General features: G+C 62.1%; 15 protein-coding genes. 9 read left to right on the top strand and 6 right to left on the bottom strand.

Translation table 11 applies throughout. The features are described 5' to 3' along the window. Nucleotides 1–4 precede the first annotated feature (4 nt). The 5 genes from RFM98_RS10980 to RFM98_RS10960 form a co-directional block, all read right to left on the bottom strand. The gene (locus RFM98_RS10980; RefSeq protein WP_320308879.1) at nt 5–985 is read right to left on the bottom strand and encodes a serine kinase; all 981 of its coding nucleotides are present in this window, start codon (nt 983–985) and stop codon (nt 5–7) included. Further along, nucleotides 982–2892 carry a lasso peptide isopeptide bond-forming cyclase gene (locus RFM98_RS10975; protein WP_320308878.1) on the bottom strand — a complete coding sequence of 637 codons (1911 nt, stop codon included), beginning with the start codon at nt 2890–2892 and terminating at the stop codon, nt 982–984. Before RFM98_RS10975 ends, RFM98_RS10980 begins: the two co-directional genes overlap by 4 nt. Before the next feature lie 3 nt (nt 2893–2895). Further along, nucleotides 2896–3312, bottom strand: coding sequence for a lasso peptide biosynthesis B2 protein (locus RFM98_RS10970; RefSeq protein ID WP_320308877.1), 417 nt, complete (start codon nt 3310–3312; stop codon nt 2896–2898). After that, a complete protein-coding gene (locus tag RFM98_RS10965) occupies nt 3296–3595 on the bottom strand; it encodes a PqqD family protein (RefSeq protein ID WP_320308876.1) in 300 nt (99 codons plus the stop codon). Before RFM98_RS10965 ends, RFM98_RS10970 begins: the two co-directional genes overlap by 17 nt. Nucleotides 3596–3737: 142 nt before the next feature. After that, on the bottom strand, nt 3738–3890 hold the full coding sequence (locus tag RFM98_RS10960; protein ID WP_320308875.1) for a lasso RiPP family leader peptide-containing protein: 153 nt from the start codon (nt 3888–3890) through the stop codon (nt 3738–3740). Nucleotides 3891–4393: 503 nt separating this feature from the next. Here RFM98_RS10960 and RFM98_RS10955 point away from each other — a divergent pair. The 9 genes from RFM98_RS10955 (at nt 4394) to RFM98_RS10915 (ending at nt 15041) form a co-directional block, all read left to right on the top strand. After that, complete coding sequence (locus tag RFM98_RS10955) at nt 4394–5653, top strand: nucleotidyltransferase family protein (protein ID WP_320308874.1); 1260 nt, start codon at nt 4394–4396, stop codon at nt 5651–5653. Between the two features lie 4 nt (nt 5654–5657). Continuing rightward, the gene (locus RFM98_RS10950; protein WP_320308873.1) at nt 5658–6674 is read left to right on the top strand and encodes a glycosyltransferase family 2 protein; all 1017 of its coding nucleotides are present in this window, start codon (nt 5658–5660) and stop codon (nt 6672–6674) included. Between the two features lie 124 nt (nt 6675–6798). Next, a complete protein-coding gene (locus RFM98_RS10945) occupies nt 6799–7191 on the top strand; it encodes a hypothetical protein (RefSeq protein WP_320308946.1) in 393 nt (130 codons plus the stop codon). 217 nt (nt 7192–7408) lie between these two features. Then, on the top strand, nt 7409–8293 hold the full coding sequence (exoK, locus tag RFM98_RS10940) for an endo-1,3-1,4-beta-glycanase ExoK (protein WP_320308872.1): 885 nt from the start codon (nt 7409–7411) through the stop codon (nt 8291–8293). A 129-nt stretch (nt 8294–8422) separates the two neighbouring features. Then, nucleotides 8423–9754, top strand: coding sequence for a UDP-glucose dehydrogenase family protein (locus RFM98_RS10935; protein WP_320308871.1), 1332 nt, complete (start codon nt 8423–8425; stop codon nt 9752–9754). A 91-nt stretch (nt 9755–9845) separates the two neighbouring features. After that, nucleotides 9846–11066 carry a glycosyltransferase family 2 protein gene (locus tag RFM98_RS10930; protein ID WP_320308870.1) on the top strand — a complete coding sequence of 407 codons (1221 nt, stop codon included), beginning with the start codon at nt 9846–9848 and terminating at the stop codon, nt 11064–11066. A gap of 39 nt (nt 11067–11105) precedes the next feature. Further along, complete coding sequence (locus RFM98_RS10925) at nt 11106–12185, top strand: glycosyltransferase (RefSeq protein WP_320308869.1); 1080 nt, start codon at nt 11106–11108, stop codon at nt 12183–12185. Between the two features lie 274 nt (nt 12186–12459). Further along, entirely contained in the window at nt 12460–13578 is a 1119-nt protein-coding gene (locus tag RFM98_RS10920) for a glycosyltransferase (RefSeq protein ID WP_320308868.1), read from the top strand. Further along, on the top strand, nt 13575–15041 hold the full coding sequence (locus RFM98_RS10915; RefSeq protein ID WP_320308867.1) for a lipopolysaccharide biosynthesis protein: 1467 nt from the start codon (nt 13575–13577) through the stop codon (nt 15039–15041). Before RFM98_RS10920 ends, RFM98_RS10915 begins: the two co-directional genes overlap by 4 nt. On the opposite strand, the gene RFM98_RS10910 is transcribed toward RFM98_RS10915, so the two are convergent. Continuing rightward, nucleotides 14943–16514 (bottom strand): polysaccharide pyruvyl transferase family protein, encoded by a 1572-nt coding sequence (locus tag RFM98_RS10910; protein ID WP_320308866.1) that lies wholly within the window; start codon nt 16512–16514, stop codon nt 14943–14945. The genes RFM98_RS10915 and RFM98_RS10910 overlap by 99 nt on opposite strands. Between the last annotated feature and the right edge of the window lie 49 nt (nt 16515–16563).

Genomic DNA, 16563 nt, shown 5'->3' with positions numbered 1-16563 from the left:
GGGTTCACCTTGTCCCGGACGCCAGGTCGGCTTCGATCGCTGCGACCGCTTCATCGATACGGGCGAGCCCGGCGGGCATTTCGAGGCGGCTGACACCGATCCGCCCCGCGATCCGGGCGCACTGGCGCAGATGCGCGGCGGCAAGATCGCCGGGCAGCGCCTGCCGGCCGAACCGCGTGATATAGGAGAATTTGATGATCGCCGGCAGCGCAATGGCACCGGCCAGCGGCGAGATCGCCGCCCGCCCGCTTCGCTCGAGTACATAGATGCGCGATACCGGCACCGCCTCGGCGGCAAACCCGTCGCGCAGCCGGTGCTGTGCCTTGTCGATTTGCGGATGCACCTGCGGGCGCACGTCCGCCTGTTCGAGGCGAATGGCGCCGGCCGCATCGGCGGCGAGCTTGAGCTGCGGAAATCCGGGCAGGATCATCGGCCGGTCCGGGTCGGACAAATCCAGCGCCACGACATCGTCAGTAAGCAGCCGATGGCCCGCGCGGATCATCGCGCCCGCCGTCGTCGATTTGCCGGCGCCCTTGTTGCCTAGGAAGATCACGCTCTCGCCGCCGACGGCAATGGCGCTGGCATGCAGCACGAGCAGCCCGCGCTGGTGCAAAGCGAGCGCCATCACCGGCCCGAGCAGCGGAAAGGCAAGCAGCGGATCGTCGATCCCCGGCGCCGGATCGACGTCGATCCGCTTGGCGCCGCTGATCATGAAGGTGCCGACCGCTCGCCATGCAAGATACTGGCGCATAGGTTCGAAGCGGAACGCCGTGGCGCCCTGCGACGCGTCGTCGGGAAAGTCGACCGGCCCGACCGCGATCTCCAGGTCCGGTGCCGCCGGCGCCGTCGGTTCCAGTTCCGGCAAGGCCACTTCGGAGCCGATCACCAGCCCGTAGGCCTTGTAGAAATGGCGGACGCGTCCGCTTGGCGTCATCGTTTCGGCGGCGGGCGCGGGCCGCGCAAGGGAAGCAACCGGAAGATTCATGCAGGGCTTCCTTGGACTTGCCGCAGCCACAGCGACAGCGAAACCGAGCGCCAGACATGCTGGACGTCGGGCAGCGTAGCCTGCTCGGGCTGGCGCAGCATACGGTCATAGACCGCGTTCACCTCAGGCAGGTTGACATAGGGCGCGATCCGTTCGCTGTCCGATATCAGCAGGCTGTCCAGAAGCTCGCGGTGGTTGCCGAGCATGCCTTTGACCAGGTTGGCGGTGAAATCGATCTTGTCGCGCCGCCATTGCACGGCCGGCGGCAGAACGCCTTGCATGGCCCGGCGCAGCACATGGCGGCCGAAGCCGTCCTTGAGCTTTTCCTCGCCGGGCAGCGCCAGGCAGAATTCGACGAGCGGCTTGTCCCAGAACGGATAGCGGGGCTCGACGCCGAAATTGGCGCCGGCCTTGTCGAGCACTTCGAAGGCGTGCGGCACCAGGCCGGTGGACAGAAGCCAGCGATGCGTCAGGGCTTCGCTGGCGCTGACGGCGGCGGGCATGTAACCGCTGCGATGAAAGCGCTCGGCAAGATCGGTGCGCCTGGCAAGCTCCGGATTGACCAGGCCCGCCCAGGCGCGCTGCGCCTGCGCCGGCCTGTGCCGCATTTTGCCGGCAAGGCGTTTGGCCATTGCCCTCATCCTGGCGATCCGCCAGGCCGGTCCATAGATGGTCAGGAACTTGAAATAGAGCGAGAGCATGCCCTCGCCATAGGTGTTGGCGGCGCTGTGCAACTCGCGCCACAGCTCAAGCCACCGGCCGGCATTGGCGAGTTCGTGAAGGTGCCCATGGCCCTGCGAGACGACCTCGTCGCCGCCATGTCCGTCGAGAAGCACTTTGACGCCCTTTGCGCCCGCCATGCGGTAAAGATCACGGGTCAAAGACAGGCCAGGCGCCAGGAACGTGCCTTCCTGCTCTTGCAGGATGCGCTCGAATTCGGCGAAGGGCGCGTAATTGCCGACGGCAATCAGCGTGGCGTCGAGCGGATTGTCGTCGAGCACCGCATCGATGAACGGCTTCTCGTCCATCGACGAACCCTTGTCGAACACCAGCGAGAAGGTCTTGAGCTTCAGGTCGCGCTTCGCCGCTGCCCGCAAACCCGCGAGGCAGGCGATCGAGGATGAATCGAGCCCGCCGCTCAGCATGGCGCCGACGGCGGACGTGCCGCGCATCCGGTTCTCCACCGATTGCGCGAAGAGATGCCTGAATTCTTCGGCCGCGTCCGGGCGCGGCGGCCGCTGTGACGGCTCGATCTGCCAGTAGCGGCGAAGTGCTACCTGGCGGTCCGCCACCATCATGCTGTGCCGCGCCGGCAGGCGGAAGATCTCGGCGTAGGGCGTGGCTTGCGGATCGTCCGGCAAGCCGGCGAGGAAACCCGAAATCTGGTGCTCGCTGAGGCGCCTGCCGACGCCGTCCAGCCCCAGGATCGGTCCGATCTCCGAGGCAAAGGCAAAACGCCCGTCGGTCGAATGGTAATAGAAGGGTTTGACGCCGAAATGGTCGCGCGCGCAAAACAGGGCCTGGCGCTCGCCATCCCATATCGCGAAGGCGAAATCGCCCTGCAGGTAGGTCGGGCAGGCCTCTCCCCATTTGAGATAGGCGCGCATGATGAGTACCGCGTCGGCGATCGACCGGTCGCGCTGGCCTAGCCGCGCCAGAAGCTCGTCGCGGTTGTCCAGCCGGCAGTCGGCGGTGATGGCGAGCTTGCCGCCGGCCATCGTCAGCGGGCCGGGGCCGTCCTCGCCGGTCGTGTCGAACCAGGCGTGACCGAGCACCACGCCGCCGTCCGTCCACCATGAGCTGCCGTCCCGGGCCCGGTGGCGCATGCGCGAAAGCATCTGCTGGATATCGCCGGCCGCGGCGGGCCGGCCGTTGTCGTTAAGCACGATTCCGGCGACGCCGCTCATCGGTCACGACCCATGGTCGACCAGATGGGCAAATCCGTTGACCGAGCCGCCAAGCACGATGTGGTTGCCGCTCATCAACCAGGCATGCGCCTTGAGCTCGCTGCCCGTCCCCCGTTCGATACCGATGCTGATTTTCGAGGCGCTGCCCTGGCGGGCGAGCAGATATTGTCCGGCCAGCGCCTGGGTGAGGCAACTGGCGCCCGGCACGAACCGCGCCGCGGCCGCAACGCCCCAGGCGACACGCCGCAGGTCGGCGATGCTGGCGTCGCGCCTGGCGTCCAGCCTTGTAACCAGGCCGCGGACACGATTGTAGGAGGAAAGCGACAGCGCGAGCCGCACCGCGCTCACCACCGTCAGGCAGCGCGCCAGAAACAGCATCTCCCGGCCGCTCAGCGAGCGGAGCCTAGACCAGTTCCTCACTGTGGAGCCTCGCAAGCCCTGCTTCGGCCAGCCCCTTCAGCAAGCCCTCGACATCGGCCCTGCAGCGCTCGGCATCGACATTGTAGCGCGCAAGCACGGCGCTGCGGATATCGACGATCGATCGCGGCTCCTGAATCTGCTCCCAGATGAAGGCGCCGACGCTGTTCAGGCTGTAATAGACATTGGATTTGAGGTGGAGCAGCGCCAGTCCGGCGCCGAATTCGCAAGCCACCGCCTCGCTGGTCGCGACCACGCGGTCATGGTCCGAAGGGTTCCAGTGCATCCTAAAACCTCGTTGCTGGCCCGCGCCCTTCGCCGTGGATCGGTTGCCTGCGACCTCGGGGGGAAGCCGGGGGACATGCCCCCCGGCTCACCTGTTGGGAAACATCCGGAGCCCCAACTTAGACATCCGGATGCCCTTGAGCTTAAGAGAAAGTGAGATCGCCGATCGGCGTGTGCGCGGGAAAGCCCACGTCGAGCGCCGTCGTGCCGGCACCGCCCTGCGTGATGGATTCGATCGAACCGTGAACCGTCAGGCTGGGGGTCTCGTACTCATGCTTTTCAACATTCTGTTCCATTTTACTCTCCAATGAAGGACTGGAAGCGGCTGCAAAATTACCGCCAGCATATCGCTATGCTGCAATGCGATTGCTGCACGGCAACATCTATGAGTCAAGCGTGATTCACCAAGCATTAATCAATTCTTGGTTGCACTCGCCTTCGTTGATGACCAAGCCATAAACACAGTTATCGTAACCCTCAACGGCCCTGGAATTCAACCGCGGGTCCTTGCCGTTTAAATAAGCATTTGATTTGATTATGATAATTTTCTGAGCGAGAAACCCGTTTCGCAGGTGCGAAGAAATTGCTGCAGAAAATCGTCGCTTTTTCGGCCAATCGGCGCATCTCTTATGTGGTCTTCAAAAGTGATTGCGCGTCAGGCGATTTTAAACGCGGGGGTTGCAGGGGTGAGATGATCCTCGGATGGATTTTCGGCGATCGCGTTAATTTTCCCGATGCTTTTCTTCGCAGGTGCGGTATAAGCCGCTCGGGCGGCATTTTGCGGAGAACGACATCGGGCATGGCAATGCAGGATGGCTCGTATCAAAGGCTGCGTGCCGCCGGCTGTGCCGATGAAGTCGCCTATGTGCAGGCCTGCCTGAGGCTGTTTTTCGCGCCGCGTGCCAGCACGGTCGCCGGTTGGGCCGATATGCCCGCGCCAGCAATCTCGGCGAGCGCTGCAATTTCTGCGGCCCCTGCAATTTCAGCGGCCCCCGCAATTTCAGCGGCCAATGTCGCCGACATCGCCAGGCTGAACAAGGTAGCCGTCTTCCTGCTCAAGGCGCTCGCGCGTGCACCCGCCGGCGCGGCGCCTCCGGAGTTGCTTGGCTGGCTCGACGGCTACCGTCGGCGCACCATGTCGATGAATGTCGCCTGCCTTGGCGATTCGATGGCAATCGACCGCGTCCTGCGCGACAGGCAGGTCGAATTCGTCTTCCTCAAGGGGCCGCTCCAGCAGCATCTGCTCTATGGCGACCACTTCATGAAGCCGTCCGGCGATGTCGACATACTGGTTTCGCCGGCAAGCTTCGCCGCGGCCCGCGAGGCGTTGCGGAGCATCGGCTACGAGGTTGCCGGCAAGTCGCGCTCGGTCTGGTGGGTGCGCTTTCTCGGCGAGCAGCACATGGTTCGCGAAGATGGCGCGAGGGCGTCGACGGTCGACCTCCACCACCGGCTGCAGCAGCCGGGTTCGCCCAGTCCCCGCGACACCGACGGCTTCCTGCGCCGCAAGCGCGAAGCCAAGGTGGTTGCCGGCGCCGCCATGCCGATCATCTCGGCGGCCGATACCTTGCTTTTGTCCTCGATCAGCGTCGCCAAGGCTTTTTTCAACCGCGAGCCTTGCGCCGGCTATGTCTGCGACGTCAGGGCCAGCGCCAGCCGGCTGAGCGAAGCCGAGCAGCAGGCGGTGCTTGACCACGCTGCCGAGCAGGGCCTGGCGGACACGCTGCTTCTGGGACTGCGCGCCGCCGATGTGCTGCTTGGCGCTGCCGGCACGCTGCTTTCGGAGCGCGCCGCCCGCATTCTGGCGCGCATCGACAATGCCGATCTCTTCCACATGGTCATCGCGCCTTGGCTCTCGTCGCTGCGCTGGCCGCAGCGCCGCCATGTGCTGTGGGAACTGTGCGGTCGCGAGCCTGTCCGTTATCTGGCCGAAGCCGGCTGGGCGGCCTCCGCCGACCTCAGCCGGCGCATCTTCGAGCGCCCGGTCGCTGACGAGCCGGCGCGCGGCGAAACAATCAAAATCATAGGCGGGGCTGCCACGCATGCAAACGAAAGGTGAGCCCATGCCTGTGACGACGCCTGTAGTCTGCGTCATCATCGCCGCGCGCAATGCGGCGCGCACGATTCCCGTCGCCATCGCTTCGGCGCTGCGCGAAGCCGAAGTCGCCGAAGTCGTCGTGGTCGACGACGCTTCCACCGACAACACCCGGGATGTGGCTTTAGCCGCCGACGACGGCAGCGGCCGGCTTGCCGTCATCCGCCTCGACGTCAATCGCGGCCCTTCTTGCGCCCGCAACGCCGCTATCCAGGCTTCCAGGTCGCCTTTCATCAGCGTTCTCGACGCCGACGATTTCTTCCTCGAGGGCCGCTTTCGCCGGCTTTTCGCCAGCACCGACTGGGATTTCGCCGCCGACAACATCATGCTGATCCGCGACGATGCCGCGACCGACCTCGCCAAGGTCGCCGCGCCGCCATTCGCCGCCGACCCGGAATTTCTCGATTTCGAGCGCTTCATCGACGGCAACATCTCGCGCCGCCGCGTCCGGCGCGGCGAGCTCGGTTTCCTCAAGCCGGTGATCAGCCGGGCTTTTCTCGAGCGGCATGGGCTGACTTACGATGAAAACCTGCGTCTTGGCGAAGACTACGAGCTCTACGCGCGCGCTGTCGCCTGCGGGGCGCGGTTCAAGATCATCAAGTCCTGCGGCTATGGCGCGATCGTGCGCGCCGATTCGCTGAGCGGCCGTCACAGGACGCAGGATCTGAAGCGTCTTGCCGACGCCGATCTGGCGCTGCTTCAGATCGACAGCCTTCCGGAGCGCTCGAAGGCTGCTTTGCGGCGCCACGAGCGCCATGTCCGCGACAAATACCGGCTGCGCTACTTCCTTGACGTCAAAGCCGAGCGCGGCCTGGCGTCGGCCGCGGCTTACGCCTTCGCCAGCCAGTCGAATCTGATCCCGATCGTCCGCGGCGTCGCCACCGACAAACTCGACGCGCTGTTCCGCCGCACCGGGATTGCCGCAGAAAAGCAAATGCCGCCGATGCGCTTCCTGATGGCGGCAACCAATGCCGCAAATGAGTGATCCCGCATCACCCGGGAAGCCGCTAGCTCTCAAAAAATCCGCATTCCGAAAACTATGATGTTGCCTAGTGGCTGCGGTAATGCCAGTCTATGTTGCAATGCAGCAATTTCGAAAGGCCGATAGGATGGCTTCGATTTTTGGCTTCAGATCCCGGGATCCGGCTCGCGACCGGAACACCGATCTCCAGCGTTTCGACCGGTTGGCGAAGCTGTTCGATCAGATCGCGGTCGAGATCGAGGCGGAGAAAACCGGGCTGGAGAATCGTTATAAGTCGACGGCTGCCAACGCAGCCTTTCTGGTCGAGGCGATGGAGAATGGTTCGGCGCCGACCAGCAAGGGATCGGAGGTCAGCGCGATGACCAACTCGATCCTGAACTGCGAGCGGCGCATCGCGGAGCTGGTGCGCCAGAAGGGTCTGGTGAAGGAACTGAGGCATTCGCTCGACGCGATCGTCGAGGATGGTTCCGATCGGTCTGCTGCGCAGTCTGCGGCTAGAGCAATTCCAGGAAAAGTGTGAAACGGTTTTCCGCCCGGAATTGCGTCGAAACAAGGAGATAGAGCGGTTCGCCGTTTCCGTGAAACGGTGAAACGCTCTAGAAGCTGACGGCACCTTCAGGCGCCGTTATCGGTACGAGACTTTAGAGGAGTTAAAAAGGGCGCAGGATCAGAGGCGGCTCTCTCAAGGGAGCCAAGGATGACTTTGGGTTGGGCGGACAACACAAGGTGAGTTTGTTATGAACGCAGATCCGAACAACACCTCCACCGTGGCGGCTTGCGGGATGTCGCATGCGCCCGGGAACGGATTAAGCAGCCTGCGGCTCGGCGTGGTCGGCGCCCTGTTTGCGATCGCGGCGGCCCTTGCGGGAAGCCTGCATCCCGCGCACGCGCAAGCGGTGCAACAGGAGGTGCAAAGCGCGCCGTCCTTCGTCGACAATTTCTCGAATTTCGACCGCTCCCGCTGGTTCGTCTCGGACGGCTGGACCAATGGCGCCCATCAGAACTGCACCTGGTCGAAGGACCTTGTCCGGCTTTCCGACGGCGTGCTGTCGCTGGGCTTTGAAAAACGCAAGCTGAAAGACCGCGAGTTCGCCTGCGCTGAAATCCAGACCAAGCAACGCTATGGCTATGGCGTCTACGAGGCGCGGATGAAGACCGGTACCGGCTCCGGCCTCAACGCGGCTTTCTTCTCCTATATCGGCCCGCAGGACAAACAGCCCTGGGACGAGATCGACTTCGAGGTCCTCACCAAGGATCCGTCCAAAGTGCAGGTCAACAGCTACATCCAGGGCAAGCCGAAGAACGGTAAGCTGGTCGACGTCGAGGGCGGCGCCGACAAGGGCTTCAACGACTATGGCTTCGTCTGGGAGAAGGACCGGTTGCGCTGGTACCTCAACGGCAAGCTCGTCCATGAAGTGACCAATCCCGACGAATTGCCGACGCATTCGCAGAAAATCTTCTTCAGCCTCTGGGGCAGCGACAAGCTGACCAACTGGATGGGCGCCTTCGTCGATCCCGGCAGCAAGGTGACCATGGAGGTCAAGCGCGTCGCTTTCACCGCCTTGGGCCAGCCATGCCAGTTCCCGGAATCGTTGGCATGCAGCATAAGTAACAGTAACTAAGCATGATCCCCAAAAGTGGGAACCGGTTTTGGGATAAGATCATGCGGAACCAACTAGGCCGTTAGGCCTGGGGGACACCAGAATCGACCGGGCCGCTTACGGCCCGGCCATCAACAGGAACAGAACCGAATGAACTTGACGGTGTTTGGGATTGGCTATGTCGGTCTCGTCCAGGCCGCTGTGCTTGCCGAGGTCGGCCACGAGGTGGTTTGCGTCGATATCGACGAGAAGAAGGTGGAGCGGCTCAACCAGGGCTTGGTTCCGATTTTCGAACCCGGCCTGGAGGCCCTCGTCCGGGAAAACCATGCAGCCGGGCGTATCCGCTTCACGACCGACGCGGCCGCGGCGGTCAAGCATGGCCAGATTCAGATGATCGCGGTCGGCACGCCGCCCGGTGAGGATGGCTCGGCCGATCTGAAATATGTGCTCGCCGTCGCCGAGACCATCGGCCGCGAGATGGACAGCGCCAAGATTGTCGTCGGCAAGTCGACTGTGCCGGTCGGCACTTGCGAAAAGGTGAAGGCCAGGATCGCCGAAACGCTGAAGAAGCGCGGCCGCGAGGACCTGAGCTTCGATGTCGCCTCGAATCCCGAATTCCTGAAGGAGGGCTCGGCGGTCGCCGATTGCATGAAGCCGGACCGCATCATCGTCGGCACGTCCAGCGAGGACACCGAGATGGTGATGCGCGAGCTCTACGCGCCGTTCAACCGCAACCACGAGAAGATGATCGTGATGGACGTGCGTAGCGCCGAATTCACCAAATACGCCGCCAACTGCATGCTGGCGACCAAGATCAGCTTCATGAACGAGATGGCCAATCTCGCCGAACAGCTGGGCGCCGACATCGAGGAGGTGCGCAAGGGCATCGGCAGCGATCCGCGCATCGGCTACCACTTCATCTATCCCGGCCTCGGTTATGGCGGCTCGTGTTTCCCGAAGGACGTGCGCGCGCTGATCAAGACCGCCGAAGGCGTCAAGTTCGACGCCAAGCTGCTGCGCGCCGTCGAGGAGCGCAACAATGCGCAAAAGTCGGTCCTGTTCGACAAGGTCAACCACTATTTCAAGGGCGCGCTCAAGGACAAGACGTTCGCTGTCTGGGGGCTCGCCTTCAAGCCCAACACTGACGACATGCGCGAGGCGCCGGCGCGCACGCTGATGGAAGCGCTATGGGCGGCCGGCGCCAAGGTGCAGGCCTACGATCCCGAGGCGATGCAGGAGTGCCAGGCGATCTACGGCCTGCGCGACGATCTGCTGCTCTGCGGCACCAAGGAGGCGGCGCTACGCGGCGCCGACGCGCTTTTGATCTGCACCGAATGGAAGAGCTTCCGCGCGCCGTCCTTCGACGCGCTCAAGGATGCGCTGACCACGCCGGTCATCTTCGACGGCCGCAACCTCTACGATCCGAAGGTGATTGCGCGCTACGGCATCGAATATTTCTCGATCGGCAGGATGGCGGCATGACTGCGGCTGCTTGCCTGAAGGACAATTGCCGTCGCCATGTCTGTAAAACCAGGCCGGCGAACGGCGCATCGGCAATAGCATGAGGTCGCCAATGGCTGCGCAGGGCAAACCGACGGTCACGGTCATCGTCCCCACCTTCAACCGGGAGAAGTTCCTGCCCGAATCCATTGGCAGCCTGCTCCAGCAGACTGTGGTGCCGGATCAGATTCTGATCGTGGACGACGGCTCGACGGACAACACAGGCGCGGTGGCGGCCTCGTTCCCCGCGCCGGTGGAATATTACCGCAAGGAGAATGGCGGCAAGTCGACGGCGCTGAATTTCGCCCTCAAGCACTGCAGGGGGGATTTCGTCTGGGTGTTCGACGACGACGATGTCGCGCATCCGACGGCGCTTGAACGGTTTCTCGCTGCGTTCGAGCGGGAGCCGACGGCCGATTTCGCTTTCGGCGAATATGCACGTTTTCAGCAGTCAGCCCAGATCGAACAGCAGAATTACGAGATCGTCGCCTTCGGCCACGTCAGCCAGGACAACTTCTTCCCGTCGCATCTCGAATATTGCCACGTCCATCAGCCGGGCCTGCTGGTGCGCCGCAAATGCTACGACGAGGTGGGAGGCTTCAACGAAACCCTGGTCCGGTCGCAGGACTACGAGATGATGCTCAGGCTTGCGCGCCGGTTCAAGGGCGTCAGGGTCGACGGCCTCATGTTCTTCCAGCGCCAGCACGACATGGTTCGCGGCAGCACCAAGGTCGTCATTTCGTATGCCAACCGGATAAAGGCCTGGGGCTCATACGACCGGGCAATCATGGAAGAGATCTACAAGTCGGTCGATCTCCATGAGTATCTCGATCGCTCGGAGCAGGCCTTGCCGAAGACAGCCGATCTCGAGATGCAGGCACTTCTGCAGCGTTCGAGCATCATGGCCAGGAAGGGGCTATGGCATCATGCGGCCGAAGACATCCGCCGCTACGCCTTGCTTGCCGAACGAGCCGGAAAGACGTCGCTCAGCGACAAGGAACGCGCCATCGTGCGGCGCACGTTCGAAGCCTACGACACGGGTCTGGCATCCGCCCCTGCCGACGAATTCGTCTCGGCGGTGAAGGGATGGAAGTCGGGAGCGCTGAAAGCCGATATCGTCAGGGAGTACATGCATTCGTTTCCCCACTATCTGGCGCGGGACTTGAAGGCGGGAAAGGTGATCCCGGCATCGAAGCTCTTGCGGGAATACTCGACGCTGTCGCTTTCAGCCTCGGTCGGCCGGTTGTACCAGGCAATGACTTCGAAGCTTCCGTCGGCGCGCAGTGCAAGCTGATCAGCGCGGGTGCTCGCGGGCCGAATTAGGAGCCAAACGATGAAAGTACTTTTCGCAAGCGGCAACGGATATATCCCCGAGTTCACCGGCGGCGTGCAATCCAACACCCACCATCTGGTCGAGCAGCTGATCGAGCATGGCCACCAGGCGTCGGTCCTCGCCTCGCTGTTCGGCGACGGCATGTTCGGCCTCAAGGCGCGCGCCAAGATGAAGCTGTTGCGGCAGCCGGCGGTGGTCGACAATTTTCCCGGCTACCCGGTTATGCGCGCCTGGTTCCCCTGGGAAGCGGCCGGCTTCGCCGTCGGGAAGACCAGACCCGACGTCGCCGTCGTGCAGTGCCACAAATCCGTCCCGCTCGGAAAGGCGCTGCTGGCCGAAGGGGTGCCGCTGGTCGTCTATCTCCACAACGTCGAATTCCACGAGCTCGCCGGCGATCCGCGCGAGCTGCATTCGGCGCTCTACATCGCCAATTCGGAGTTTACGGCGCGCACCTACAAGGACAAGTTCGGCATCGATTCCACGGTGCTTCCGCCGACCATCAACGACGCTCTCTACTGCACGCACACGACCGGTGAATTCGTCACCATGATCAATCCCTATGAGGAGAAGGGTTTCGATCTTGCGGTGAAGATTGCTGCCGCCTGTCCGGAGATTCCGTTCCTGTTCGTGGAAAGCTGGAAGCTGGACGACGACCATCGTGCCCGGATCGAGAAGACCATCGCGCCGCTGTCGAACGTCACGCTGGAAAACCGCACCAACGACATGAAGACGGTCTATGGCCGCACCCGGATCCTGCTTGCTCCGAGCAAATGGGAGGAGGCCTGGGGCCGCGTCGCATCCGAGGCGCATTGCAGCGGCATCCCCGTCGTCGGGTCGAGGCGCGGCGGCCTGCCCGAAGCCATCGGTCCCGGCGGCGTGGTGCTCGACTACGACGCTCCGCTTGCCGACTGGGCAGCGGCGGTGAGGCGCCTGTGGAACGATCGCCAGGAATACGAACGGCTTTCGGCCTCGGCTCTCGCCTTCTCCAAACGCCCCGAGCTCGATCCTGCGCGGCAGCTGGTGGTGTTTCTCGATCTGCTCGAAAGAGCGGCCCGGCAGGACGTTCGCCGCGCTGCGTAGCTTGCCGAACAAAGAGCTGGAACTGATTTGCTGCAGTGCACCAAAAATGTTGCGATGCAGCAATGCCTATACTAGGTTGCGCCGACAGGAGGTCAAAGTTCATGCCGCATGTCTCAGGCCTTGCCGGTGAGATTTCCAGCCTGATGGACAGTTCTCGAAACCGCCAGATGAAATGGTCTGGAGGAGACCGTCCGGCCAGTTTTTGGGCGAGAACCTCCTGTCGATGAGGATTTGTTTCGTAGTCGATAAATTTCCCACTCTGTCCGAGACGTTCGTGCTCGATCAGATTGCTGGATGCCTTGAAAGGGGGATGGAGGTCAGTGTCGTCTGCAACGAGACGGCCTTTGGCAAGGACAGCAATGTAGACGATGCACGTTGGCGGACATTACCTGGGCCTGTCGTTTCCTGGTGGGGTGGGCTGAATCGCTACCGTTCGCTGCTCAAGAGATGGTCGGGCAGATTTTGGGACAAGCTTTCGACCTGCATCGACCTGGCCAACGCACACAAGCTGCGGAACGTCGATGTGATCGTAGCGCATTTTGGCCATAATGGCCTGCGCGTCGCTCGCATCATGAAGCGGCGCAGGATTTCCGCCCCCTTGGTGACCATATTCCATGGCACCGATGTCGGCAGGCCGATGCACGACAACACACTCGGCTGCTACAGGCCTGTTTTCGAAAAAGGGATTCTCCAACTGCCTGTGAATGCGTTCTTCCGTCAGGCCCTGATCGATGTCGGTGCCGCGCCGACGCAAGTCGTGGTCCACCACATGGGCATTCGTCCTGGCGAGATCGAATATCACTGGCGCTCCTGGCGGCAGGGTACGCTGTCCTTCATCTCGGTCTGTCGACTGACCGAGAAGAAGGGGGTCGAATATGCGCTTCGTGCCCTCGCAGGCCTGCCACACCGCGATTGGATCTATTCGGTGATTGGCGGCGGAGAATTGCTGGAGGAATTGAAGCTCACCGCGGTGGATCTCGGCATTGCCGACAGGGTGACCTTCCTCGGACCGCGTCCGCACGGCGAGGTCAAGCAGCGCCTGCGGGACGCCCACGTCTTCCTTCTGCCAAGCGTCGCCGGGCAAGATGGCGACCTGGAAGGAATACCAGTTGCGCTCATGGAGGCGATGGCCGGCGGCCTGATCGCTGTGAGTACCTATCATTCGGGGATTCCGGAGCTGATCGAGGATCAGAAGACAGGCTTCCTCGTGCCCGAACGGGACGTCGCGGCGCTTGCTGGCAAACTCACCTGGATCGCCGAGAACCCGGGCCTGTGCGAGCCGATAGCGCTTGCCGCTCGACGGAAGGTCGAGGCGGATTTCAATGCGGATATCTTGAATGAACGCTTTGCGCAGATCGTTGCGCGGCTAGGGGAAACCGGATCCGTCACATGAATGCCAATCCGCCTCCCCCGCAATTTGGTCGCGTTGCCTTGCGCGGCGGGCTGGTCACGGCCGGCGCGCAAGGCTTCAAGATGGCGATCCAATTCCTTTCGGTCGTCATCCTTGCCCGGCTGCTTGTTCCAGAGGATTTCGGCTTGGTGGCTTCCGTGGGACCGATCGTGGCCTTCGTCGGTCTGCTTCAGGATCTCGGCCTCCAGCAGGCGGTCATCCAGCGCAAGGAGATCGATCAACGGCAACTCAACCAGGTCTTCTGGCTGAGCGCGGTCGTCGGTCTGTGCGCCGGGGTGGTCGTGGCTTGCCTTGCCCCCGCCATTGCCGCTTTTTACGGCGATCAGCGAATGTGGGGAATAACGCTTGCTTCTGCCGTGCCGCTGCTTTTTGGCAGTCTTGCCGCCGTGCCGCTTGCTTTGATGAACCGCCATCTGCAATTCGGCCAGCTTGCGCTCAACGACACAATCACTGCAGCCGTCGGACTGCTCGCCACCGCAACCGCGGCGTATATGGGGTTTGGCTACTGGTCTCTGGTTTTGGGCCCGGCTGTTTCAGCCGTTGTCGCGCTGGTTGCCGGCTGGCTGGTGACGCGCTGGACGCCGTCTTGGCCGAATCTGAAGGTCGACGCCGACATATTCAGGTTCGGCGCGAACCTTACGGGCTTCAACCTTGTCAATTTTCTCTCGCGCAACCTCGACAACATACTCATCGGAAAATATTCCGGCGCGGTCGAGCTTGGCTACTATGATCGCGCCTACAAGCTCCTGCTTTTTCCGCTGCAGAACATCAATCAGCCGCTGACGCGTATCATGGTGCCGCTGCTCAGCCGCATTCATGAGGACAAGCAGCGATTTCGAGACATCTATGTCCGGACAAACTGGCTTTTGGCCGTTAACACCATGCCAGGCATCGCGACTTTGACACTGACTTCGGAGCAGGTGGTCAGGCTTCTCTTCGGCGAGCGTTGGATGGCTGTGGCGCCGATTTTCGCTTGGCTGGGCATCGCCGGCCTGATGCAGTCCGTATCGAGCACCACGGGGTGGATATTCATCTGTCAGGGCAAGACGAAAACGATGTTCCATTGGGGCATCTATTCGTCGCTGACGACCGTCGCCTCCTTCATCGTTGGCCTGCATTGGGGTGCCATCGGCGTTGCGGCTGCCTATGCCATCAGCGGCTATGTGCTGCGCGTCCCGGTGCTTGCCGCCATGATCCATCGTGTCGGCCCGGTGACGGCCGGCGATTTCCTGGGCATACAGGGGCTCTTCATCTTCTCGTCCCTGCTCGCTTGGCTCTCGTATCTGTCGCTGCCGGCGTCGCTGACCGGCCAGTCGGACCTGCTCACGATCCTTGTGGCGATTGTCCTAAACTACGGGTTCGCCTTGGCCCTCATGCTTGCTGTGCCGCAGTCGCGCAAGGCTTTGTTCGCCACGCTTGCCAACGTCGCCCGCAACATTGGGTGAGCGGTTGGCCACCAAGGGCGACAACTGACTGGTTGCCGACATTGCCGACGCATGCTCCTCCAGTACGGCCTGAAGGCTTGCCCGGCGATAGCGGTCAAGGTTGTCGATGAATCTGCCGAGTTTTTCGGCCGCTTCCGATGGCGTCACCGTATCGATGTCGAGTAGAAGGTCCGCGACGCCGATGTGCTTGGCCACTTCCTTGGTCTTGAATTCATAGGCGATCGGCAGCACCGGCGTACCAACGCAAAGCGACATGATCATCATATGCATGCGCGTGGCGACGACGAAGTCGCAACCCTTCACCAGCGCCATCAGTTGGTCGGGCGTATGAAATGCGGCGTCGACACTGACGTGTTTGGCGATCTCCGAATCGAGTTCGGCCACGATCGCCCGCGCGGTTCTGGCGTCGTCATGGGCATATTCCGGCACGCCCTGGCAGGTTGAAACGAAGGTCACCTCTTTGCCATGGTCCCTGACAAGAATCGTGGCGATCTCCCGGATCGAATCGAGATAGCGGCGCATGCCATCCTCACCGTCGCTGACGAAGCTCCAGTGGCGGACGGAAATAGCGACGCGGCCCGTCGGCGCCGGTGCGCTGCCGAGATGTTTCTTGATCCTGTCGGTATCAGCCAGGGCAAAGACGGCATCGGCGACCACATGGCATTTGCCCGGGTCTTTCACCAGATCCAGCATGTGATTTCTGGATCGCTCGTCCCGCAGCAGGATGAGCGGAGCCCGATCAAAGATCGGGCCAAGCTCCTGGCGATTGTAACTTTTTTTGAACGGGCCGAGCGATTGCGTGAAGAAGATGGGATCTTTGCCCAGGATTGCATCGATGCGGAATTGATTGAGGCGCTTTTCAAGATCGTAGTTCTCGACGAGATAGGTTCCGCCTGTCGTCACCACCAAGTCCGCGCTTGCATAGGCATCAAGGCCGCGGCGGTCGTTCTGGCTGAAGAAAAAGCTGCTGGCGGCGCCGTTTCGGGCGAAGCGACGCAACGCGCGCAAAACTCCCCGATTGTAGATCGACTTGAGCCGGCCCTTTATCCCGCCGCCATGCTGATACCTGAACAGGGATTCCGCCAGTAGCTTATGAAATTCGAGATCCGGGTAATCCTTCTTCGGGTAAAGCCTGGCCGCCACGTCGGGCTGACTGTCGAAAACCAAGAACTTCACATCGTCGCCGGCGATCGATCTGAGAATATGGCGTATAGCCAAAAGGATAGCGGCATCGCCAGTGTTCAGACACACTGTGTTTTCGATCACGACTTTCATGGAGAAACCTCGTTTCGCGTCCGTGGCCAGGCCAGCGGCGGTTAAAACGGCACATTTGCCGAAGTGCTGCCACGCGATCCGCGTCGCGATCTTGGCATGCTGCACCACACTGGTAGCCAACGCGGAACCCAGATCGACGCCAAGCAGGGTTGAGAGTAGCGTATCATTTTTGCAGTGCAACAAAAAATGTGCGGGCATTTGCTACGCCGCACCAAAATTGTTGCGATGCAGCAAAAGCTGTACTAGC

It is taken from the genome of Mesorhizobium australafricanum (assembly GCF_033977265.1).
Lineage (GTDB): Bacteria > Pseudomonadota > Alphaproteobacteria > Rhizobiales > Rhizobiaceae > Mesorhizobium > Mesorhizobium australafricanum.
Note: the sequence above shows the minus strand (reverse complement) of the source record. Positions and strands in the feature narration are given on the sequence as shown.

Coding starts and splice junctions, on each gene's coding strand:
- RFM98_RS10980 (WP_320308879.1), bottom strand. CDS start 985: ATGAATCTTCCGGTTGCTTCCCTTGCGCGGCCCGCGCCCGCCGCCGAA.
- RFM98_RS10975 (WP_320308878.1), bottom strand. CDS start 2,892: ATGAGCGGCGTCGCCGGAATCGTGCTTAACGACAACGGCCGGCCCGCC.
- RFM98_RS10965 (WP_320308876.1), bottom strand. CDS start 3,595: ATGCACTGGAACCCTTCGGACCATGACCGCGTGGTCGCGACCAGCGAG.
- RFM98_RS10960 (WP_320308875.1), bottom strand. CDS start 3,890: ATGGAACAGAATGTTGAAAAGCATGAGTACGAGACCCCCAGCCTGACG.
- RFM98_RS10955 (WP_320308874.1), top strand. CDS start 4,394: ATGGCAATGCAGGATGGCTCGTATCAAAGGCTGCGTGCCGCCGGCTGT.
- RFM98_RS10950 (WP_320308873.1), top strand. CDS start 5,658: ATGCCTGTGACGACGCCTGTAGTCTGCGTCATCATCGCCGCGCGCAAT.
- RFM98_RS10945 (WP_320308946.1), top strand. CDS start 6,799: ATGGCTTCGATTTTTGGCTTCAGATCCCGGGATCCGGCTCGCGACCGG.
- exoK (WP_320308872.1), top strand. CDS start 7,409: ATGAACGCAGATCCGAACAACACCTCCACCGTGGCGGCTTGCGGGATG.
- RFM98_RS10935 (WP_320308871.1), top strand. CDS start 8,423: ATGAACTTGACGGTGTTTGGGATTGGCTATGTCGGTCTCGTCCAGGCC.
- RFM98_RS10930 (WP_320308870.1), top strand. CDS start 9,846: ATGGCTGCGCAGGGCAAACCGACGGTCACGGTCATCGTCCCCACCTTC.
- RFM98_RS10925 (WP_320308869.1), top strand. CDS start 11,106: ATGAAAGTACTTTTCGCAAGCGGCAACGGATATATCCCCGAGTTCACC.
- RFM98_RS10915 (WP_320308867.1), top strand. CDS start 13,575: ATGAATGCCAATCCGCCTCCCCCGCAATTTGGTCGCGTTGCCTTGCGC.
- RFM98_RS10910 (WP_320308866.1), bottom strand. CDS start 16,514: ATGCCCGCACATTTTTTGTTGCACTGCAAAAATGATACGCTACTCTCA.